Genomic DNA, 22,803 nt, shown 5'->3' with positions numbered 1-22,803 from the left:
GTTTATCGATTGAAAAAAGTAATTGCTATATTGATGATGATGTTCTCTGCATTTTTCTTACTCATGTTTTTAATCATGACACTAGTGCTGTTATCGGAGTTTTCCTTAAGCACATTTATTTTCTTAATCTTCATATTATTTATTCCTGGTGGTTTATTGCTGATTGGAAGTATCAAGCTATTAGAAAGTTCCAAAAAGGCGGCAACCCAACGTTCTGCACAGAATCTATCCTGGCAGTCTACCCAGTCAGATTCAGGTACATCCTTTAATCCGTTTGACGCTGCATCGGTAAATGACTTCGTGCAGGAGCAACTGAAACATGGAGATACCAAAACTGTAAAGACTTCAAACGGATCAACCCAAACGGTATTTACTACTACTTCTTCAACGACCTCTTCTTCTTCAGATGTAGATGGTCAGCAATTTAATGAAGTATTTAATTCGTTCTTTGGTGGTCAGGGTGGTTTTACTGCTGGTGCAGTAGCTCCTAAAGATCCCGTGTCTGTTGACTGCTCAGGATGTGGTTCCAAGACGACTGTATATCCGACACAATCAACGAATTGTGAGTTTTGTGGTACTGTAGTGCAATATCAGGAAAAGTAAAATTCACAAGTGTATGCTTAATAAAAGGTCATAGGATTTAACGGTGTTGTAATAATACCCGTTAATCCTATGACCTTTTTCATTATTTTGTCAGCTCCTGAGTCACTACGGTCCCTTTTTGTGGCATGGCATCCGCATCCGTGTCTTGAAAATAAAGAGGAAGACCTTCGGCTAAAATGGGATGGAGGGTTTGAAGTGGGTTTTGCCGTTGATGATGAATGTGTAAATGAGGTTCCGAAGTAGAGCCGCTGTTTCCGACTCGACCGAGTACATCTCCCGGTTGCACATCATCTCCAACCTTAACCGTAACGCTATCTTTTTTTAGATGATTGAGTAATAGATAGGTCCCCGTCCTCTCCATTTGCAGGTAAACATGATTCCCTTCCATGGAAAGTACATCTTCCGATCCTGGCATAATATCAGCTTCGTCGTCGTGAGCTGCAATGACGGTTCCGAAAACGGGGGAAAGGACTTCTTTATTCCAGATGCCATAATCTTCGAGATGGGTACTCCCTGTATTATAAGGTTCCATGACTAAGTCATATGCCCATCGTTCAGACGGCCATATCACGTGAGGTAAGTTGGAATGGATAGAGTCACCACCCCAGCCCACTACGGTTGGTTCAGCTAACGGCCAGTTAACAGTGATAGCAGGCTCAACTTTTTGAACAAGGGCCGGATACGGAAGTTGGACGAGATTCATAGTCAATACAAGATGCAGTGCAAAGATCGCACTTACAAGCAAACCGACAAGTGTGTTCAAGATATTTTTCTTTTTAAAGATAAAAACGACGAGTAGAATCAGATTCAACAGAATACCTGCCAACCCTAAAAAGGGAAATACTAATTTAAGAGCAAACCAGGCATATGCACCTGGTAAGCCATTAATCCCATATACTACAATCCATGTTAGAACAATGACGGCGATGAGTGAAATATTAATAAATATGTATTTCTGTGATTTTTTAACGTTTTTCATGGGTAGCTCCATTCATCAGTTATGGATGTTCTCCTCTAATATGACGAATCAAATTGGATAACCCATGCAATTGTTATTTGATTATTTCATAGTCTCTCTTCAGAATGGACATCATGATTCCGTCCTCTAGTTTGCCTTTGATTAAATCCCGCTCCCTAACTATTCCCTCGTGTACAAAATTAAGCTTCTTCAGTACTTTGACAGATGCATCATTACCAGGTGTTATTGTAGCTTCAATCCTGTTTAGATTCATAGTCGTAAATCCATATTCAATAACTGCTCCCAATGCTTCTGTTGCATAACCTTTACCCCACTTAGATTGAGCGATATCATAACCGATTTCTGCCCGTCTAGCTCCATCATCAAAACTCCCCATGTTGCAGGTTCCGATTAATTGGTTGGTCTCTTTTAAAATAATTCCCCACGTGATCTCTTCATTTTCTTCTAGTTCGTTCTTAAATCTAGCAATAAATTTAAGTGCTTGTTCTATGGATGTTAACGGGTGAAAATAATCAAACTTTGCTACTTCTGCATCACTAAGCACTTCATATAATTGCTCCACATCCGAATCCTCAACTAACCTAAGGAGTAATCTATTCGTTTCTAATGTTGGGAATGGTACAAAACTCTTGTTTATCATCGAGCTCACTCTCCTTCTCAAAGAATGTTACGTCCATTTTATGTGGTCAGTCTATGTAAAATTTAACATCAGGGTTGGAGTTCGCCAAATTCGGCAGTTAAGAAAATTAAATAAAGAGCTGTCAAAACAGCTCTTGAAATTTCATATTCTCTCCATTAAACAATCGACTTGCTAGTCATTATTTAAAATGTGATCTGTTGCCATCATTATTGTATTTAACGAACTTAGTGTGGGGTAATACCCTATATCCGCTAATTTATTATTTACAGAATAATAGGAGTTTTTTTCGCCAGTGGGAGAGGATCCCGGTAAGTTCTCAATTTGATAAATTAGATTGTATTTATGTTCGAATAACTCAATGATTTCAAACTTGGAAATGGGAGCGAGGCTATATACATCAAAAACATCATTAAGATCATGTTTAAAAATTAGTTTGTCAATTAATGCAATCAAATCTGTAGGATGAATGTAATCTCTGATCATGTTGCTATGGTTCGTGATAAATACTTGGTCCTTTTGTACACAAGTGATTAATTCATTTAGGAAGTAGGGGGCAGTTAAGTCAGCAAATTGGCTGAAGAATCCAAATACTCTTAAATCAACAACGTTATATTCAGCATAGGAACGGTGTTTTGCTTCTGTATAAATTTTGGAAATTGAGTAGAAATCATTCGAAGAACTATGATTTACATTTAATTTATTATAACTATTACGATCGACAGGCATGCTAAAATCTGATCCGTAAACCGCGCCACTACTAAAATATAGATAAAGTGTATTCTTATTATGTTGTAAATAATCCAGCACCAAATTATCAAATTGTTCGGTTAACCTAAATACCATAGAGGGATCTCTTTTTAAAATAGAGGGGTTACCAATACCAATACAATTGATGATTACATCATAACTATAATTGCTAAATTCCTCTAAGCCTCTTACGGTTATATTGCCAGGATCATTAGTATATAAGTTGATAAAGTTATTCAAAGCATCTATTTTTCGTGCAAAAAGATGCAAATGAAACTCACTACGCTTATTCATTTCAAAGATAAGGTTCTTCGCAATATGTCCCGTAGACCCTAGAATCGCAATTTGCATTTTACTTTGCATGGTGAGATAACCAGATTGCAACATCAAGGATCAGGTCCTCTTGACCAGCGATGATCTTTCTTTTTCCAAGCTCAAAGAAAACATCTTTAGGATCAATATTGTATTGTTTAGCAATTCTCTCCACAGGCTTTGCGAAGCCAGAGAAAACCCCTGTAAGTCCACTAATCACGCTTACTGAACTAATGTGAGGGGGGGTACAAAATAAACTTTCAGCTTGATCCGCGAAATCTAATAATCGATAAAGATCGATTCCGGTTTGATAACCCATTTTGTGCAATACGGCAACTAACACTTCCAACTGGGCATTGCCTGCACCCGCTCCAAATCCCCTTGAAGTACCATCAAGTATGGTAGCTCCTGATTCTACTGCAGTAATTGAATTAGCAATTGCCATGCCTAAGTTATTATGCGCATGAAATCCTACAGGGATATCTAAATGATGAACTAAAGCTGTGATTTTCTCATGTACATCAACAGGTAAAGAGGCTCCGGCTGAATCCATAATTATAATTGCCTGTGCGCCATAGCTTTCCATTTTTTTAGCTTCTTCAACTAATACTGCTGGGGATGCCATATGGGACATCATTAATACACCGAATACTTCTTTTTCCCTATTTCGTGAATATTCAATATGACGTTTTGTAATATTTGCCTCTGTGCAGTGGGAGGCGACCCTAACAACATCGACGCCAATATCTAGAGCGTTGTTTAAATCTTTATTTATCGTTGCAAACCCTGGTATTACGTGAATACCTAACTTGGTATTTGTAAGTCTTGCCCGGCACTGCACTAGAAGTTCGGTATCTGACACTAAACTCTTACCCAGTTGTAAAGAGGAGGCTCCTAAGCCGTTACCATGACCAACTTCTAATATGGGTATTCCAGTATGTTCAGCATGTTCGGCATAGAACAGAATATGATCCATTGTGAGTTGATGTTGAACAGCATGAGATCCATCCCTAAGGGTTGGATCACTAATTAACAGATGATTCATGGTAACCTCCTTTGTTTGATCTTTTCTTTGCAAATTCCTCTGCCACTGAGATGGCAGCACAATTAATAATATCGAGATTTCCAGCATACGGAGGGAGGTAATCCCCATACCCCTTAACCTTAATCATTACGATCATTCTTCCATTTTCGATGGTAGGAGAGATGATTAATTGATAACCTGGAACATACATTTGTATGTCCAGCACAATTTGATCTATGAATTCTTGAAGTTTCATAAGATCTGGCTGATCCACAATGGCCATAATCGTCGTTTGCATATCAATACATGGATTTGCAGGATTTAAATTAATAATTGCCTTAACATCGTTACATCCAGAAAATTTACCAATTGCCTTCTCTGTAGTTTCAATGTACTCATCTAAATTATTTCTTGTCGCTAGTCCAGCACTCATTGATGAAATACTTGAAACGACTTCAATGTATTGAATATTTGTTTGTGTTTGACCAATTGCATAGGCCAAAGGAATGGCAGCTTGCCCTCCACACGTCACTAAGCTAATTTCAGTAAAATTCAAACAAGGCTCCAAATTTACGGCGGGAACACACATTTCTCCTATATTTGAAGGAGTTAAATCAATGGATATTTTACCCATTTGCTTGAATATTGGAGCATGTATGTTATGACCATTCGCAGATGTAGCGTCAAATACTAAATCAAAACTGTCTGAATCCTTAATTAGTGCATCAATACTGTCGATAGAGGTCCTTACTCCTAAACTTTGAGCTATTTGTATACCATGAGAATCATGATTTCTACCTACAAAATAAGTACAGTCTAAATAGTTTGATCTTCCCACTTTTACAAGTAAGTCCGTACCTATATTGCCACTTCCTAAAATAGCTACATTAAGTTTATTGTTATCATTCATCGTCCAATCTCCAATACACTTTAGTCGTAGTTTCGGATCTAATCGAGACAGTTGCCAGCATATTCATCTCTAGACAAGAAGGGATACATGTCGTCGTATGCCATGGATTGCATCGTACCATCCTCTAACTTTCTCGAAGCGACCCTTGGGATTAGTAACTGTTCAGGAGGAGTTATAACTTCACAAATCATGGATCCTTTATAATCAATTAGTTCATTGATTTTTTGATCCATTTCATCTAAATTCGAAATCTTTATATATCCCAAACCAAATGTATCGGCTATTTTAGCAAAACTTGCGAAGCTCAAACCGGATTCTGCACTTTCCCCAATCATTCGTCCTTCCATAAAATTAATTTGGGTATGACGGATGAGTAGATACCCGTTGTTATTAAATAAAATGAATTTCACAGGTAGTTTATTGTGGTTAATCGTTTGTAGCTCTTGGAGGTTCATCTGAAATGAACCGTCACCCGTCACACAGTATACTTCCCGGTTATTCCTAGCAACAGAAACTCCGACGGCTGCAGGCGTGTATCCCATTGTAGATAGACCGCCAGTTATAATATGCCTTTGTCCAATTTTCACTTTGAAGGCTTGAGCATGAACATGAAAGCATGATCCTGTATCCACAACAAAGGAGGCATCTTTATTCACCTTTTCAGAGAATCTTGTCATGAATCGATATGAATTAATTCCTAGTGAATCATCGTTATATTCTGGCAAATCAACGGGATATCTCAACTTCCATGATTGAGTTTGGTTGACCCATTCAGAGAAGTGAAATGAATGATCTTGTAAGGCTGTATTCATGGCTTCAAAAAATCTCTTGGCGTCCTCTTGAATACGAATATCAGGGATAATCGATGGCTTAGATAATTCTCTCTCATCAATATCTACAATGATTTTTTTTGCCTTTTTGGCAAATTCTTCGTAATCATAACCTATCAAGCCAATACCTAATCTACATCCGACATTAACTAACAAATCGCAATTTTGAATCGTGAAGTTTGCGGCTCGATCACCGTATGTTCCTGGCCTTCCAACAAATAATGGATCTGAATGATCGATCAGATCCATTCCCAATCTAGAAGTTAACACAGGCATGTTCATTTTCTTCATAAAATCATATAAGCTTTGCGTTGCCCCAGCCATTCTTACTCCTGCTCCAATTAACAAGCAGGGACGTTTGCAAGCTTTAAATGCTTCAATAATGGTTGCAATTTCTTCATTAGAAATATGCTTGTGCTGGATAGTTTCAGATGGAACGAAATCCTCATACAGATCCGGATCGAAGCTAGCCCCTTGAACATCTACAGGGATTTCTAAATAAACAGGACCTACCCTGGGGCTTTTAGCAATGTGAATGCACTTTTGAACTTCATATTTCACCTTGGAAATATCGTCTAGCATAACTGCATACTTCGTAATATGATTGAAAATAGGGAGTGAATCAAACCCTTGCAGAGGAAATTGGCGAGGACCCTTAATCTTTGCTAAAGATACTTTAGAATTACCAGCTACTATGATCGAGGGTGAGGAATCAATATAAGCTCCTGCTACACCTGTAATCGTATTTAAAGCGCCAGGACCAGCAGTTACATAGGCGACACCTAAGTTACCTGTATATCGGCCATAGGCTTCTGCAGCCATAGCGGCTGCTTGTTCGTGGTGACAGCATGTATAAGTTTGGCCCTTATGTTGATATAAAGCATCGGTAAGATGCATGATCATTCCACCTGTAACGAGAAAAACGTTTTCCCCTCCAGCTTCATAAAGGGCATTCGTTACATAATCTGCGACTCTCATCTCCATTTACACCCCATTTTTCACTACTGTCGATTTCACGGACTTTGAAACTCTGGTTCATCATATTCATTCTTGACAGTCTTCGTGCTAGGATTGCGCTTAGGATTATGTTTTGGTTTTTAAAATGAGTTAAACACTCTATAATCTATATGAGCATGATAGATGAGAGGATAAACAATGAACAAAACCATAGGGATATTAGCGCATGTAGATGCGGGAAAGACAACATTCTCGGAACAACTACTTTATTATACAAAGAGTATTAAACAGCGAGGGCGGGTAGATCACAAGGATTCGTTCTTGGATAGCCATCAAATCGAGCGGCAACGTGGCATCACCGTGTTTGCAGATCAAGGTATGTTCACTTATGGAGATTCAAACTATTATTTGATCGATACTCCTGGGCATATTGATTTTTCCCCTGAGATGGAACGGGCGATTCAGGCGATGGATTACGCCATAATGATCATTAGTGCTGTGGAAGGAATCGAAGGCCAGACTGAGATCGTATGGGAGCTCCTGCAAAAACATCAGATCCCTTGCTTCTTTTTCATTAACAAAATTGACCGTGTAGGGGCTGATGTGGAGCAAGTGGTGCAAGATATTCAAACGAATTTCACAAGGGATGTATGTAACATTTCGGTTTCTTTGTCTGAAAATGGCGTGATGAATCAGGAACTGACCGAATTTATAGCCGAGCGCGATGAATCTCTTCTGAATCACTATATGGAGGAAGGCTACAGTAAAGATAGATGGCTGGGCATGATGCAACTCTTGATTCAAGAGAACAAGATTTTCCCTTATGCATGTGGTTCCGCTCTTCAAGGGATGGGTATAGATGATTTCCTACAGAAGTTGGATCAGCTTACGGTAACCAATTATTCGAACGAGGGATCGTTTGCTGGTAGAGTCTATCGGATTCGTCATGATGATCTCGGGACAAAAATTACTTATATTAAAGCGTTAAGTGGAACGTTAAAAGTTAGAGATATCATGAATTACGGTGATCCTGAGAACACGGTGACCGAAAAAATCACAGGCATCCGTATTTATAACGGACGTGAGTTTAAGGCGGTGGACACTGTAGGGGCGGGTGAACTTTTTGCAGTTACAGGTTTGTCTATGACCACTGTCGGTGATGGAATAGGTGCTTTACAAGAAAGAGCTACCTACGAAATGGTGCCTACTTTAAAATCTAAAGTCATTTTTGAACCCTCTGTTAATGTGAAAGAAGCTTTAAAATATTTTAAGATTCTGAATGCCGAAGATCCTTCTTTGAATGTGACCTGGGAAGAAAGTTTACAGGAGATTCATATTCATGTGATGGGGAAAATTCAGCTTGAAGTGTTGGAGCAGCTTGTTAAGGAGCGGTTTAACTTAAATATTTTGTTTGATAAGCCGGAGATTCTATACAAAGAAACGATTGCTACGGAGGTAATCGGGTACGGTCATTTTGAACCGTTAGGCCATTATGCGGAAGTGCATCTTCAATTACGTCCAGGTGAGCGAAATAGTGGAGTGTCGTTTCATAACGCCTGCCATGCTGACGATTTGTCGGTCGGAAACCAGAATCTAGTTCGCCATCATATTTTCGAAAGAGAACATCATGGTCTTCTAACGGGATCACCTTTAACAGATGTAATCGTAACTCTATTAAACGGAAGAGCCCACAATAAACATACAACTGGGGGGGACTTTAGAGAAGCAACTTACAGAGCTTTGAGACAGGGGTTGGAACAAGCGGACAACCTGCTTTTAGAGCCTTATTACAATTTTAAAATTAAAGTTGATTTGGATCATATTGGCCGTGTAATATCAGATATTGAGCGGGCACATGGAAGTTTTGAGGCGCCCCGCAGTGAAGGGAACAAGGTGATTCTTACAGGAAGAGTACCTGTAGTTACATTTATGGATTATAACAGCCGATTAGCCTCCTTCACCCAAGGTAAAAGTTCGCTCAGCTTAACCTTTGCCGGTTATGAGCGTTGCCACAATGAACAAGAGGTCATTAATGAGAAAGGCTACAATAAGGATGCCGATGCTGAATATATTTCCTCGTCCATATTTTGTGCTAAAGGCCAAGGTTATACGGTGGGTTGGGAAGAGGCAGAGTCGAAAATGCATGGTTTGTAGTAGGGAAGGTGCAATTCAAGGTGCACCTTTTTATACATATTTGAGGCTCAACCTCATAATCAGTGTTTGACGTATTCAGACATCAATCTAACGGAACCAGTGGATTATATTGAGTTTTGAGGGTCAAAACAAATTCTAACGGAACTGAAAGACCTTATTCCTTCCTATGATGCTCTAATTGCATGAATAATGATGAAATAACGTTTGCTGGTTCCGTTACAATCCAGAATAGTGAAATAAACCTCTAATAACGTCGCTGAGTTCCGTTACAGCGGATTCGCAATCATTTTCGAGTGAGGGTCAAAATAAAGGTAGAAAGGAAAATCACATATTGGATACTATATTAATTGTTGAAGATAACGAGGACGTTAACTTCATGCTGGCCGAAGCGCTAACTGATGCGGGTTATAGAGTAGAGTCGATTTATACTGGGACTGACTGTATAGACATAATTCAGAGTCAAAAGTTTGATTTGATTTTACTAGATATCATGCTTCCGTATAAAAGCGGTGATCAAATCCTGAAAGAGCTTCGACTTTTTTCGGAAACTCCGGTCATTATTATTTCGGCAAAGGATATGGTCGGTACAAAGATAGATTTGTTAAAGTTAGGTGCAGACGATTATATTACCAAACCTTTTGATTTGGGCGAAGTCGTAGCTCGGGTAGAATCTAATTTACGACGAATACATAAGCAAGGATATGTAAATGTAAACAATAGTCTTCAATATAAGGATCTGTCACTGGATGATAACGCCAAGCGAGTGGCCGTAAATCATGTGGAAATTGAATTGACCGCTACGGAATATATGATATTGGAGCTGCTTATTAAAAGCAGAGGCAAGGTGTTTACTAAATCGAATCTGTACGAATCCATATGGGAAGAAGAATACCTCGGTGACGATAACGCAATAAAAACTCATATTAGCAATTTACGCAACAAGTTGAAACAAGTAAGTCCTGATACAGAATATATTGAAACCGTTTGGGGATTGGGTTATCGCTTATACAAAGAATAAATTATCTGTTTCTTGACCTTTGTTTTTCTCCCCTTAACCTTTTCTAAACCAATGGATATTACACTAAATCTAGAAAGGGCAGGTGAGTATATATGAAAGAATATGTTTTGAAAACAAACAGCCTAACGAAAAGCTACCATGGTACTTTTGCGCTGCGTGATGTATCTCTAGTTATGGAACCTGGCAAAATTTATGGTTTAATCGGGCAAAATGGCGCTGGAAAAACAACACTCATGCGTATTGTGGCGGGGCTTTCGTTTCCTACTGATGGCAATATTGAACTGTTTGGTCAAAGTGGTGAAAAGGCTTTACAAGCTGAAAGAAAACGACTTGGTTGCATGATCGAGTATCCTAGCATAACTCCAAATATGACGGCGAGAGAGAACCTCACACTTCACAGGATTATGAGGGGCATCCCAAGCGAAACTATTGAAAACGAGTTACTAGCGTTGGTAGGGCTGAGCGAAACAGGGAAAAAGAAGGCAAAGAACTTTTCGCTTGGTATGAAGCAGCGGTTGGGTATTGCCATTGCCCTGCTCGGTGATCCGGAACTAGTTATTTTAGACGAGCCGATCAACGGACTTGATCCTTTAGGTGTAGTGGAGATACGTAACCTGTTGATAAAGCTCTGTGAGGAACGGCAGATCACCATCCTCATATCCAGTCACAATCTACCAGAGCTATATCAGGTTGCGAGCGACTACTTCATCATCCACCAAGGGATGCTTAAGCAATCCTTGACCCTCGCAGAGCTTGAAGAAAACTGCAAGCACCATATTCTTATAAGCTGCGATCAACCGGAAAAGCTGGTGAGCGTTATGGAATTGCAACTGAAAACGCTGAACTACAAGGTCATGCCGGATAAGAGTGTTAAGCTATACGATTATTTGGATAACAAGGAATTAGTGGCGAAGGTGATCTCTGAAAACGGAATTTTTGTTACTAATTTTTCTGTTGAGGGAGATACGCTTGAAGACTATTTCATTTCTGTTATTGGGGGTGACCGGAATGCTTAACTTGATTCAGGCTGATTTATATAAACTGCGTAAATCAATGGCGATTAAGATTTTATTTGCAATCACAACGTTGAGTGCTATAGCAATGGCGAGTTTAGCCTATTTGATGGCACAGGGTCAGATCGCTCAGGAATATACGGGAATCGGTTTTATGTTCTCTGATGTAAATATGATCAGTATTCTCGGTGCTGTTATTGCAGGGGTATTTATCTGCGGGGATTTCGATAATAAAACAATTCATGATGCCATTTCAAGTGGGAGTAGCAGGGTTACTGTTATTATTAGCAAAGCAACGGTATTCTCTTGTGCACTGCTGTTCATCCTTCTTCCCTATGTCATTGTAACAGGCATTGCTCTAGGTACTGGTTCCAAATTCGATATGGGTGCTGTATCTGTGGGATTTCTTAATATACTTTCGAAAGAATCCGGTATAATATTCAGTGCATCGATAATATTCAAAATGGTAGCAGTTGCACTTACACTGATGATTGTATATATGGCGCAACTGAGTATATGTGTACCACTTGCTATGGTGCTCAAGAAGCCGGTGCTGGTGATTTCAATTTATTACGGGTTTTCAATACTTTGTGGCAAGTTGGCGAGCTTAAGTAACAGTTCAGCAGTATTTGATAGATTTTTTTCTTTTACACCATTTGGCGGAAAATACACCTTTGTAACGTTTGATACTGGAGCCGGTGAACTGATCAAGGCAATTGTTGTTAGTCTGGTATTTATAATCGTCATGCTTGCGCTCACATATAGCATTTTTAGAAGATCGGAAATTAAGTAGTTGAAAGGTGGGTGGAAATCTTGGCAATTGTCTTTGGAGTTATTTGTGTCTTACTTATTGCGTACCTTGTTTGTCTTCAAAGGCAATTGCGCAATATAAACCGCCAACTCGGCGAACGATTAACCACGCCAAAAAGGCAGCCCATTAGCTTAGAATTCCTAAATCTTAATAGTCAGTTGAATAGGCTAACGATCAATATTAACAAATACTTAAAAGAAGAAGAGAATAGACGACTTGATAGTATCCGCGGGGAAAAACACTTCAAGGAGCTTATTGCCAACATTTCGCATGACTTACGTACACCTCTTACAGCAATCAAAGGTTATCAGCAACTTATGGAAAAAGGAATGCTTACGGATGATCAACATCATAAGTTACAGATTGCGCAGAAGCATGCCGTTAGGTTGGAACATTTAATTGAGCAATTCTTTGAATATTCTTATCGAGTAAGTTCGGAGCCCGTATTACATATTGAAAGAATCAATCTCACAAATCTGGTGTCAGAGTGTTTGGCACAATCTGTTTCCGTATTTGAGGAACATGATTTGACTGTACAGCTTGAAGAGACAACTCCCGTATTTGCTTGTGTGGATAAGGAGTTGACCATAAGAATCATTCAAAATCTGATACGAAATTGTACTCTTCATTCCGCAGGTGCTATTGAAGTAAGCCTGCTTAGTGATAACAATGCGGTTATGACATTCACCAACCCTGTAAAAAACAATGCTGTAATTGATGTTTCAAAGTTGTTTGACCGCTTTTATACAGCTGATAAATCAAGGGGAAACAGCACCGGTCTGGGACTGTCCATCGTTAAGCTGTTAGCGGAACAAATGGACGGTAGTGTGAGTGCGGCATTAACAGACGGATCGCTTACTATTCAGGTGAAGTTAGCTTTGTGTAAAGAATCTTAGGAACTTATTGCGTTCTGAAGTGTAATTCAGGACTTTGCTTTGTGAATACTGACATACCAAACAGTAGTAGACTTGGACGAAAAGTTTTGTCCAAGTCTACTACTGTTTTTTTTATCGTTATAGTTACCTCTCCCACGTATTACTCGTCTATCCGAGAACAAGACTCCAAAAATCTTTACACGCCCTTTTTTCTTGAAAATATTCAAATCAAATTCCAAAAGAACACGAAAAAAAGAGCTTGACTTTAAGTTGAGGTCATACTGGGGATTGACACCCGTATGCATAAACATACGTTATCCACGATCATTACTGACAAATTAATTTAAGCCAGTATTGAACTTAATAATTTAATTGATGAAACGCTATGCCTACAACGATATCAAGAGGGTGTCGTCAAATTCGGCGCCTCTTTTTCTGAATAGGTTAATTGATTTTACGATTTTTGTAGTTTCATATGATGTGAAAACATGCTAATCTGGATTGGTCATGTTTCTTATTTTATGTGGAGGTGCTTTTTCATTATTCACAACACTAGAGTCCCTCATAAGGTTAAAGTATTATTAACTATTTATCTAAAAAAGCTCAACAAACAATTACCTGATTTACTTAATGGGTTTTATTTATATGGTTCAATTTCATTAGGAGCGTTTGTTGAAGGTTCGAGCGATGTTGATTTTATGGCTGTTATACAAAGAGATCTATCGGAAGCGGACATTGCCATTCTCAAACAAATCCATAAAGAGATTCAAAGCTCATATCCTCAGATGAGTTTAGATGGGATTTACATAACAAAGGAAGATATTACGGGGTTAGATACAGAGGCCAAGACCTGTATTTACTTTAACGATGGGGAGATTCAAGGTACTAAAGAGCTTCAAAAAAACTCAATTGACGTATTCCAGTTTTATAATTATGGAGTATGCATCCTTGGAAAAGAACCTTCACAATATAACTTTTCAATTGAATGGAACCTATTAATGAGTCGTATGCAGGATAATCTTAATTCTTATTGGGTTAACTGGAAAAAAAGAGGCGAGAGGTTTCTCTCTGTCCAGTATTTTGATTTGCTGTTTAGTGTGAAATCAATTGAATGGGGAGTCCTGGGAGTTTCTCGTCTATACTATTCATTTAATGAACAAGGGATAACATCCAAAGTTGGTGCAGGTGAATATGCAATCAATAACGTGCCGGAAAGATGGCACAAAATTATAAATGAAGCGATGAGATTACGTTTGGGGAATCCAAAATCGTATTATAAGTCTATTTTCGCGAGACGAAATGATGCATTGGCGTATATGGAATATATAATAAATGAAAGTAACAAGCTGAGGTTTGTAGAGTAAATAATCACCAAATTTCTAACTATCTAATGCAGGCGGCTATAGGGTCGCTTGGACATCTGCCTGATCTTCATATATTTATAAACTCCATTTTCTTCAAGTAGCAAACCTTCAAGTCTTTGGAGGTTTTTTTTCGTTTAGGTAAACGTGGAATTTTACATGTGATGAGTATATTCAAGAAACAGATGAGGATTTTCTATTCTAGGATGAAATTTCAAATGATATTATCATCATGAATTAACAAGTAAACAAAAAAGGGGAGTGTTTTTTAAATGAAAAAGCTTCTGAAATCGATTCCATTTTTGCTCGTTGTAATGATGCTCGCAGTAGTAGTTTCAGCATGTGGTAAAAGCAGCAAAGTTGACGTGGGGATCGTATTGCCTACTAAAGATGAACCTAGATGGGTGCAAGATGAGCAAAGATTTAAAGATGCTTTGAAGGATACGAAATATTCGGTTGAAATTTTGTTTAGCCAAGGTTCCTCCGCCAAAGAGAAAGAAAATGTAGATTCTCTGATTGCAAAAGGAATTAAAGTACTTATCATTTGTCCTCAAGATGGCGATGCAGCAGCAGCAGCCGTAGAAGCAGCTCAAAAAGCAGGCATCAAAGTCATTTCTTATGACCGTTTGATAACAAAGACAGATGCAGTTAATTACTATGTAACTTTTGATAGTATCGCAGTAGGTAAAGCACAAGCACAGTATTTAGTTGATCATGCCAAAGGCAATGGCCAGCCATTGTACTTATACGCTGGTGCCGCATCTGATAATAACGCGTTCTTGTTCTTCCAAGGTGCTTGGACGGTACTTCAACCAAAAATCGCTGATGGCACTTTCAAAATAGCTAACTCCAGTGAAGCTGTTGCGTTGAAAGATACAGCAGAATTATCCCGTGATCAACAAAGTAAGATAATCAGCCAAGTGACTACAAACTGGGATGCAAACGAAGCTAAAAACAAGGCGCAAACACACTTAACAGCTGCTTCGGCCGACCAAAAAGGCGATGTAGCGATCTTAGCTCCAAATGATGGCACGGCTCGTTCGATCGCTGACGTATTCGGTTCGGATAGTGCAATTAGCAGTTACGTAGTTTCAGGGCAAGATGCTGAGAAAGCATCCATTCAATACATCATTGACGGTAAGCAATCGATGACGGTATTCAAAGATGTACGTAGTCTTGTTAAAGATTCAATTGGAATGGCGGTATCCATTTTGGAAAACAAAACACCTGAAACTACTGGTTCTTATAACAACGGTAAAATTGATGTGCAAGCCAAACAAACTGAAGTTATTACTGTCGATAAAGAAAACGTTAAAGCGTCACTTATCGATTCCAAGTACTACGAAGAAAAAGAATTCACTGGTCTATAATCGCACATAACCATAGTTTGGACGGAGTAGTGATAGATACGTCTATCACTATTCCTCGATTCTACGACTTGTTTTGTTAAGGAGTGCAAGCTAATTATGAATCCATACATTTTAGAAATGAACAATATTTCCAAAGAATTCACAGGCGTCAAAGCGCTCTCCAATGTAAATTTCAAAGTGACTAAGGGTGAAATCCATTGTTTGATCGGTGAAAATGGTGCGGGAAAATCAACCTTGATGAAGGTTCTTAGCGGAGTATATCCTCATGGAACATATTCGGGAGATATCGTATACGAGGGTAGTGTCCAAAGTTTCTCGAAAATTAGTGATAGCGTCAAAACAGGTATTGCTATCATTTATCAAGAACTTGCCTTGTTCCCCGATCTCACTGTATATGAAAATATTTTCGCAGGGAACGAAGTTAAAAAGGGTTCATTAGTAGATTGGAATCAAACGATTGTACGAGCTAAAGAGATGCTAAACAAAGTGAAGCTTAACGTTAACCCTGAAGTTTTGATCAAGGATTTAGGTGTGGGTAAACAGCAGCTTGTAGAAATCGCTAAGGCATTGAGTAAAGACGTGAAGCTTCTTATTCTGGATGAACCGACGGCTGCACTAAATGAGAACGATAGTGAGAACTTATTAGAGCTACTAAGAGAATTGAAAAGACAAGGGATAACCTGCATCATGATTTCACATAAGCTGAAAGAAGTGATTGCGATTGCAGACCAAGTCACTGTTCTACGGGATGGGCAGACGATTTGTACGTTAGACGCTTCTAAGAATGAAATATCTGAAAGTGTAATTATTAAGAATATGGTCGGCCGTGAAATCGATGATATTTATCCAAAGAGAAATACAAAAGAATTCGGCAGCAATGTGCTTGAAATCCAAAACTGGACAGCATATGATCCCAAGCTTGGACGGGAAGTCGCAAAAGACGTGAATCTGCATGTGAAAAAAGGTGAAATCGTCGGCATTGCAGGCTTGATGGGTTCTGGACGAACGGAATTAGCTCAGAGTATTTTCGGAAATCCGAAATCTTATAAATTGCGTGGCGAATTATTTATGAACGGTGTCAGAAATACGTTTAGAAATCCCAAAGACGCGATTAATGCGGGAATCGCCTATGTGACGGAAGATCGAAAAGGTGATGGTTTATTTTTGATTCAGGATATTAAGCAAAATACATCCGTTGCTAATCTTAATGCGATTTCTGCGAAAGGAATTATCAATAACAATGAAGAGGTCAAAATCTCTAATGAATACAAACAGTCATTAAATATAAAAGCACCTTCTGTGGAGCAATTGGTTGGTAATTTAAGTGGAGGGAATCAGCAGAAGGTATCCTTGGGCAAATGGTTATTCGTTAATCCAAGCTTGCTTATTCTGGACGAACCTACGCGCGGCATAGACGTAGGGGCTAAATATGAAATTTATACGATCATGAACAAATTGATCAGTGAAGGGATGAGTATCATTATGATTTCATCCGAACTGACTGAAGTGTTAGGTATGAGTGATCGGATCTACGTTATGGCTGAAGGAAAAATCAAAGGTGAACTACCCGTAAATGAAGCGGATCAAGAAAAAATAATGAAGCTTGCAACGCAATAGGAGGAGTACCGGTGAAATTACTTAAGGAAGCGAAATCGTTGATTGCTGTTAATATTCGAGATTATGGGATGTACATTGCTTTGTTTGTTATTATGGCGACTTTCTCAATCATGACAGATGGATTATTTATGTCATCACGGAATATTAGTAATTTGATCGATGCTACGGGTTATATCGCTGTCTTGGCAGTTGGAATGACGCTAGTTATTGTAATTCGGCATATCGATTTATCGGTCGGATTTGCGGCTGGGTTTATGGGAGCCATTGCAGCTATCCTACTTACTCAGTTTGGAGTTCCATTTTATCTCACGATACCGATTATTTTAGTGCTTGGAATTATCATCGGCTTATTTAATGGGTTCTTAGTTGCTCAAATGGGAATTCCGTCGTTTGTGGCTTCTTTAGCAGCGATGTTGATTTTCAGGGGGGCGTTACTGCAAGTCACTGAGAAAACCGGAACAATAAGTATTAAGGATGAGCATTTTAACGCAATAGGAAATGGATTTATTCCTGCTCTCGCCAAAATAGGCCAATTGAACTTGCTATCTTTGATTATCGGCGCCTTGATTATCGCCCTGTTCATCTACTTTGAGTTTTCTAAGCGGAAAAATAAACTCAAATACAATTTTGAAGTCATTTCGAACGGTATGTTTGCTGTAAAAGTGGTATTCATATCCGCCATCATAGCTTATATCACTTGGATTTTGGCAGGTTATAACGGATTTTCTTGGACGATTGTCATTGTATTGATCGTAGTTGTGATATATCATTTCTTGACGACTTCAACCGTAATTGGGCGGCATATTTATGCTGTTGGAAGTAATCCCGAAGCTGCGAATTTAAGCGGGATAAGCGTAAAGAAGATTACGTATATTGTTTTTTGCTCGATGGGAATGTTATCAGCTCTGTCAGGTCTCCTATTCACTGCGCGCTTGCAATCGGCAACAACAACTGCGGGTACATTATTTGAACTTGATGCGATTGCAGCTGCTTACGTAGGTGGCGTATCCGCTGCTGGTGGGGTTGGTAAAGTTACAGGCTCCATTATCGGAGCAATCGTAATGGCATCACTTTCTAGTGGGATGAATTTACTCGGAGTAGGAATTTCGTATCAGTATATGATACGCGGAGGCGTGTTAGCTGCTGCAGTTATCTTCGATGTTATGACACGTAAACAAAGAGCATAGATCAAGTTTTGCCCAGTTATACATAATACACCGGAGCGCATGTTAGTAGCTCTCAGGTGTATTTTTGTTTGCTCTGAGCTATCGTTTCAAGCACTATTTCCAATCATTTCCTCAGCAGTATTACAAGAAGATCGAGGGTAAATGAAAGCATCAACACTCATACTCTAGCATGTGATTCCTACAGTTGATCTTTCCAACTTCTCAAGCTGTATCCTAAGTATATAAGAATTAATACCTGCATTAGTCCTAGAAATATTGTATATCCCTCCGATAGGAATACTACTTTAATACTATTTACATAAAGTTACATAAAATATATATTATGAGAATGAAAGCAAATGATTTGCTTTCTGAATGCTTAGGGAATGAATTTTCATATGTTTGATTAGAAGGAGGGATAGAGAATCATAATTGGCGAAAATACATTCATGATCTCATCATGATAGACACAGATGTATACCGAAAATTAAATTAGAAAAAGGAGAGAATACCATGCGATCATTAAAAAAACTAGTAGTAGGATTAACATTTTTCACTCTAATTTTTGGATTAACATCTTTGGGATCTCTTATTTCGGCATCTGCTGCTGGTAATGAAGTTAGTCTTATAGATTCCCAAATAACCAGATTCTATAAGTCTGGATTTGTTGGGTTCAATGGCAATATTGAGGTTGAAAACTTAGGGCCAACGAAAGCTGTAACTGTTCATTATACAACCGATGATGTCACTTGGTATGATACAAGCGCTTCTTATGTTGGTCCCACAACAAGTTCAAAGGAGAAATGGAGATTTGAAATTTCCACTAGTAATAGTACAACGGAACATTCTGAATTGAAAGACCTCAATTTTGTTAAGTTTGCAATTAAATATGATGTAAATGGGCAAACATACTGGGATAACAATGGTTACGCTAACTATTATAATACGCCAAACAACTACTCCCCAACTAGCATTATTTTGGGTGAACCAAACTTGCTTAACTCTCATGCTTATCTGATAGGTGATACTTTCGATGGTAGTATATTTGTAAAAAATGTGAGCCCAAATAAAACAGTAAAAGTAGTATATACTACTGATAATTGGGCAACAACTCAAGAAGGATATGCATCCTATAATGGTTCTGCTAATAATTTGAATTCAGTAGAGTTTTGGAATTTTAACTTTTATGTTCCAAATGCGACAGAGGTTAAGTATGCCATTTCGCTTACAGCAGGCGGTCAAACCTATTGGGATAACAACTACGGAAATAACTTCACGGTAAACTAATACCTGTCCATTGTTAAATAAGCAGGATCACAAGCGGTATTCCGCTGGTTGATCCTGCTTTTTGCTGTTACGTCATATCACAAGAATTTGCGAAAATAGGTACTAGATCACATACAGGTGATACCAGAGGATCTATTGATATGAAATTAGAAAACTTCGCTTATAGAGTGTTAGATACTTTTTTCGTAATACTTTTCATACTCTTGTGTAACGACTTCCTCACTTAAGCTCGGGTAGGCTAATTCTTCAGATGTGATACATAAACCGGCACAAATGGTGGCCAAGCCCATACATTCCTCCAAAGATTTATTGTGCAAATATCCATACAGAAATCCAGAAAAGAAACTGTCTCCAGCGCCGTTTGCATCCTTATACGGGTAATCCGCAATAATGCTGCTATTACTCCAAACTCCGTCTTCCGTCAGGCTGGTTGCTCCTTTTTTGCCATGAGTACAAACGATCAGTTTCGTACCTTTGTGATGAAGAGTCTCCATAACGCTTCTGTAATCTTCTAAACGATCTGAGCTCATAAATATATAGTCAGCGGCCTCGATAAAATCATCATGATATCTCTCTGTACCATTATAATCATGAAGGTCCGTCCAGATCGGTTTACGATATTTCTGACACAAGCCGATCAATTCCTTGGTGTAACTGATAATATTCAGCACTACGAGATCACACTGGCTAATAAGTTCTTCAAGTTTGATCAAATCTAGGGGAGGGTGCTCGGAGGACTGCGTGACAAAGATAGATATTCGATTCCCTTCTTGATCCATTAGATTCACGTGGCGTTCTGTTCCCTTAGGATCAATGTCGTATTGAAAATTTACACCAGCCTGCTGGAGAGTCTTCGTAATTCTATGCCCATAGGGATCATCGCCAATGATGGAATGTAATACACAAGGGACGTTTAGTCTGCTTAGATTAATTGCTTTACCCGCACCGGTTGACCCTATGGTTTCATGAAAAGGAGCATAATGGATCGTTTGCGGCACGGGTTGTGGAAGCTGGGGTAAGGAAATAATGGAATCGTAGGTTGTACCACCTAAAATGAGTACGTTTAACATAATCTAGTTCCTCCTTATAATAGGGTTGCACCCAAGTGCAGAGCTAAGCCTTTGATTTCTTGGGATAGTTTGGTATTCACAGGATAAATGCTTTCTATATAAGCTAAAATGTGAAGAGCAGATTGGGGGATCTTATCATATCCCTGGAGCATCTCACTTAAATGGACGGAAAAGTCAGGAAATCTTGACTCAACTCTTCGATCATTACTATATGGATCAAGATCAAAGGGGAGTTCTGCTTTATGTAAATGTAATGTAGCGATGACTTGCCCCATGGCATATGATTCGATAAATGTTCGTGCAGACATTTTCTCTCCTCTAGCATATCTGCAAAGACCTACATATAGGTTAGTTACTGCTTCATTCAGAGGAAAGTCCAAAGAATCAGGGCGTTTGCTTGAAACCGGTTTATCTAGGGTAGCAATCTGCGGTACATAACCTGGTTCACACCAGACAATTCTACCACCATGGCAAGGAATATGATCCAATTCACTTTCTTCGAATACAGCAAATTCACCGTAAATTCCATCCTCAAACATGATCTTCCAACCTACATCTGCGTTACGAAACTGATAGGAGAGAGGGCAGACATGGTTCAACCAGTCCAGATCATTGATAAAACGGTCTTTGAAACCAGGTTTGGTAATGACAAAGAAGTCAAGATCAGAATAAGCATCCAGTCGATTTAACTCCGTTCCAACGGAGCCTAGACCTAGTAATAGCAAGGTTTGTTCCGTCTTACTTAAACTCTGTCCGATCGCATCCAGTCGATCTAGTAATTGATCCTTATTTATCATGGAATTAACCTCCCATTTTATGACTATGTAATTTGATTATATATTAGATAATCATTAAATCAATATGTATTTGATAATTATCTAATGCATTGACGAAGCATGATTGGATCAGTTATGATGAATAAGATTTTTACCAAATTCAATCAATGAATAGAGGCAGTTATTCATGAGAAATACAATTAACATCCGCATTAGTACTCCGATGGAGTTCATGAATTCATTATTTGCGTTAGGAACAGATAAAGGATTTATTGAGATGATTCGTGCATTTGATTTGGAGCCAAACGATGAAATCACAGGGATGCTTCAGAAGATGGGCAAGACACTTTCCCATTATATTCAACAAGAATTAACGTACTTTTTTGATGCGAGTGGATTGGGGTTCATTTTTTATAAATACATTATCCATAATCCCACTTTAAGTAAGGTGACTGACGTAGTAGAGAAGATCCAGCAGGATACGGCTGATGAATTTGTGTTTCGAATTATTGAAAGTGTATGTAAAAACACGTTGCCGGCGAAAGGATCACAGGCATATAAGGCTCTGCTGGGGAATAAGTCAGGGCTTTTGGAGCTGCTTGGTGTTACTAAGGTTCAGGATGAACATAGAAGAGTCAGGGTAGTTGAAGCGCTGGAGAATCCTGAAGAGATCAAACAGCGATTCACTTTGTTATTGAGTCGATTCTATGCGGTAAGTTTCGCACCTTTTGAAGCTGACATTATCCAGTGCATTGAAACGGAACAACCACGATATGAGGTTATGTTAGCGGAAACGCCAGAATTATTTATTAGGCAATTTATGAACTTGGATGATCTGAAAGATCATTCGGCGGGTTATATAATTCATTTGAGCTTCTTCAAATATGTAAGCTGTCATGCTTACTCTTCTTATAAGGAGGACATAGCGGATTGGTTTGTTGTAGGTATTTATTCTTACCTATTGTTTAGTGAATCTGTTGTATCAGAGAGACAAGCACAATTTTTCAAAGTACTATCGGATGTGAACAGAATAGGAATTATTCGTCTACTATCTGAACGCCCATGGTTTGGTCAGGAGTTAGCGGAAGCGTTGAATATTTCACCGCCAACTGTGTCCTATCATATTAGCTTTCTGCAGCAAATTGGTGTGGTTAAGTTTACAAGAACAGATAATAGATTCTACTACTTTCTTGATCGTTCTAGGTTGTTGAAGCCGCTTGAAGATTTTATGAAGTCCTTTGAGTAATGTTGAGTTATAAAAAAAACCGTCGGAGAGCATGTAG

Annotated in this window: 20 protein-coding genes; 12 read left to right on the top strand and 8 right to left on the bottom strand. The window is 38.7% G+C overall.

Going from position 1 to position 22,803, the window contains the following annotated elements:
* The first annotated feature begins 9 nt into the window (after nucleotides 1-9).
* Nucleotides 10-603 carry a TFIIB-type zinc ribbon-containing protein gene (locus EJP82_RS03795; RefSeq protein ID WP_127190684.1) on the top strand — a complete coding sequence of 198 codons (594 nt, stop codon included), beginning with the start codon at nucleotides 10-12 and terminating at the stop codon, nucleotides 601-603.
* A gap of 82 nt (nucleotides 604-685) precedes the next feature.
* On the opposite strand, the gene EJP82_RS03790 is transcribed toward EJP82_RS03795, so the two are convergent.
* From EJP82_RS03790 to EJP82_RS03765, 6 genes are all read right to left on the bottom strand, one after another.
* The gene (locus tag EJP82_RS03790) at nucleotides 686-1,582 is read right to left on the bottom strand and encodes a M23 family metallopeptidase (protein ID WP_246053968.1); all 897 of its coding nucleotides are present in this window, start codon (nucleotides 1,580-1,582) and stop codon (nucleotides 686-688) included.
* 73 nt (nucleotides 1,583-1,655) lie between these two features.
* Nucleotides 1,656-2,222 carry a GNAT family N-acetyltransferase gene (locus EJP82_RS03785; RefSeq protein WP_127190683.1) on the bottom strand — a complete coding sequence of 189 codons (567 nt, stop codon included), beginning with the start codon at nucleotides 2,220-2,222 and terminating at the stop codon, nucleotides 1,656-1,658.
* 171 nt (nucleotides 2,223-2,393) lie between these two features.
* Nucleotides 2,394-3,356 (bottom strand): NAD-dependent epimerase/dehydratase family protein, encoded by a 963-nt coding sequence (locus EJP82_RS03780; RefSeq protein WP_246053980.1) that lies wholly within the window; start codon nucleotides 3,354-3,356, stop codon nucleotides 2,394-2,396.
* Nucleotides 3,322-4,326 carry a 4-hydroxy-2-oxovalerate aldolase gene (dmpG, locus tag EJP82_RS03775; RefSeq protein WP_127190681.1) on the bottom strand — a complete coding sequence of 335 codons (1,005 nt, stop codon included), beginning with the start codon at nucleotides 4,324-4,326 and terminating at the stop codon, nucleotides 3,322-3,324. Before dmpG ends, EJP82_RS03780 begins: the two co-directional genes overlap by 35 nt.
* On the bottom strand, nucleotides 4,307-5,215 hold the full coding sequence (locus EJP82_RS03770; RefSeq protein ID WP_127190680.1) for an acetaldehyde dehydrogenase (acetylating): 909 nt from the start codon (nucleotides 5,213-5,215) through the stop codon (nucleotides 4,307-4,309). Before EJP82_RS03770 ends, dmpG begins: the two co-directional genes overlap by 20 nt.
* Before the next feature lie 38 nt (nucleotides 5,216-5,253).
* Nucleotides 5,254-7,029 carry a thiamine pyrophosphate-binding protein gene (locus EJP82_RS03765; protein WP_127190679.1) on the bottom strand — a complete coding sequence of 592 codons (1,776 nt, stop codon included), beginning with the start codon at nucleotides 7,027-7,029 and terminating at the stop codon, nucleotides 5,254-5,256.
* 171 nt (nucleotides 7,030-7,200) lie between these two features.
* Here EJP82_RS03765 and EJP82_RS03760 point away from each other — a divergent pair, with 171 nt between their 5' ends.
* From EJP82_RS03760 to EJP82_RS03715, 10 genes are all read left to right on the top strand, one after another.
* On the top strand, nucleotides 7,201-9,156 hold the full coding sequence (locus EJP82_RS03760; protein WP_127190678.1) for a GTP-binding protein: 1,956 nt from the start codon (nucleotides 7,201-7,203) through the stop codon (nucleotides 9,154-9,156).
* A gap of 331 nt (nucleotides 9,157-9,487) precedes the next feature.
* A complete protein-coding gene (locus EJP82_RS03755) occupies nucleotides 9,488-10,174 on the top strand; it encodes a response regulator transcription factor (protein ID WP_127190677.1) in 687 nt (228 codons plus the stop codon).
* 92 nt (nucleotides 10,175-10,266) lie between these two features.
* The gene (locus EJP82_RS03750; protein WP_127190676.1) at nucleotides 10,267-11,190 is read left to right on the top strand and encodes an ATP-binding cassette domain-containing protein; all 924 of its coding nucleotides are present in this window, start codon (nucleotides 10,267-10,269) and stop codon (nucleotides 11,188-11,190) included.
* On the top strand, nucleotides 11,183-11,980 hold the full coding sequence (locus tag EJP82_RS03745; protein WP_127190675.1) for an ABC transporter permease: 798 nt from the start codon (nucleotides 11,183-11,185) through the stop codon (nucleotides 11,978-11,980). Before EJP82_RS03750 ends, EJP82_RS03745 begins: the two co-directional genes overlap by 8 nt.
* Before the next feature lie 11 nt (nucleotides 11,981-11,991).
* Nucleotides 11,992-12,894, top strand: a complete 903-nt coding sequence (locus EJP82_RS03740; RefSeq protein ID WP_127190674.1) for a sensor histidine kinase — start codon at nucleotides 11,992-11,994, stop codon at nucleotides 12,892-12,894.
* Between the two features lie 677 nt (nucleotides 12,895-13,571).
* On the top strand, nucleotides 13,572-14,237 hold the full coding sequence (locus EJP82_RS03735) for an aminoglycoside adenylyltransferase domain-containing protein (protein ID WP_211350034.1): 666 nt from the start codon (nucleotides 13,572-13,574) through the stop codon (nucleotides 14,235-14,237).
* Between the two features lie 269 nt (nucleotides 14,238-14,506).
* Nucleotides 14,507-15,604: a sugar ABC transporter substrate-binding protein gene (locus tag EJP82_RS03730; RefSeq protein WP_127190672.1), complete on the top strand. Its 1,098-nt coding sequence runs from the start codon at nucleotides 14,507-14,509 to the stop codon at nucleotides 15,602-15,604.
* Between the two features lie 96 nt (nucleotides 15,605-15,700).
* The gene (locus tag EJP82_RS03725; protein ID WP_127190671.1) at nucleotides 15,701-17,221 is read left to right on the top strand and encodes an ATP-binding cassette domain-containing protein; all 1,521 of its coding nucleotides are present in this window, start codon (nucleotides 15,701-15,703) and stop codon (nucleotides 17,219-17,221) included.
* Between the two features lie 68 nt (nucleotides 17,222-17,289).
* Nucleotides 17,290-18,408, top strand: coding sequence for a sugar ABC transporter permease (locus EJP82_RS03720; RefSeq protein ID WP_370877667.1), 1,119 nt, complete (start codon nucleotides 17,290-17,292; stop codon nucleotides 18,406-18,408).
* A gap of 492 nt (nucleotides 18,409-18,900) precedes the next feature.
* Nucleotides 18,901-19,674, top strand: a complete 774-nt coding sequence (locus tag EJP82_RS03715) for a carbohydrate-binding protein (protein ID WP_127190669.1) — start codon at nucleotides 18,901-18,903, stop codon at nucleotides 19,672-19,674.
* Nucleotides 19,675-19,844: 170 nt separating this feature from the next.
* Here EJP82_RS03715 and EJP82_RS03710 read toward each other — a convergent pair whose 3' ends face one another.
* Together EJP82_RS03710 and EJP82_RS03705 are read right to left on the bottom strand one after the other, a co-directional pair.
* A complete protein-coding gene (locus tag EJP82_RS03710; protein ID WP_127190668.1) occupies nucleotides 19,845-20,744 on the bottom strand; it encodes a carbohydrate kinase family protein in 900 nt (299 codons plus the stop codon).
* Nucleotides 20,745-20,758: 14 nt separating this feature from the next.
* Nucleotides 20,759-21,541 (bottom strand): hypothetical protein, encoded by a 783-nt coding sequence (locus EJP82_RS03705; RefSeq protein WP_127190667.1) that lies wholly within the window; start codon nucleotides 21,539-21,541, stop codon nucleotides 20,759-20,761.
* A 166-nt stretch (nucleotides 21,542-21,707) separates the two neighbouring features.
* On the opposite strand from EJP82_RS03705, the gene EJP82_RS03700 reads away from it, so the two are divergent.
* Nucleotides 21,708-22,766, top strand: coding sequence for an ArsR/SmtB family transcription factor (locus EJP82_RS03700; protein WP_127190666.1), 1,059 nt, complete (start codon nucleotides 21,708-21,710; stop codon nucleotides 22,764-22,766).
* The last annotated feature ends 37 nt before the right edge of the window (nucleotides 22,767-22,803 follow it).

Source organism: Paenibacillus anaericanus (assembly GCF_003994475.1).
GTDB lineage: Bacteria > Bacillota > Bacilli > Paenibacillales > Paenibacillaceae > Fontibacillus > Fontibacillus anaericanus.
The sequence above is the reverse complement of the archived record's forward strand: the minus strand, read 5'-3'. Positions and strand labels throughout refer to the sequence as shown.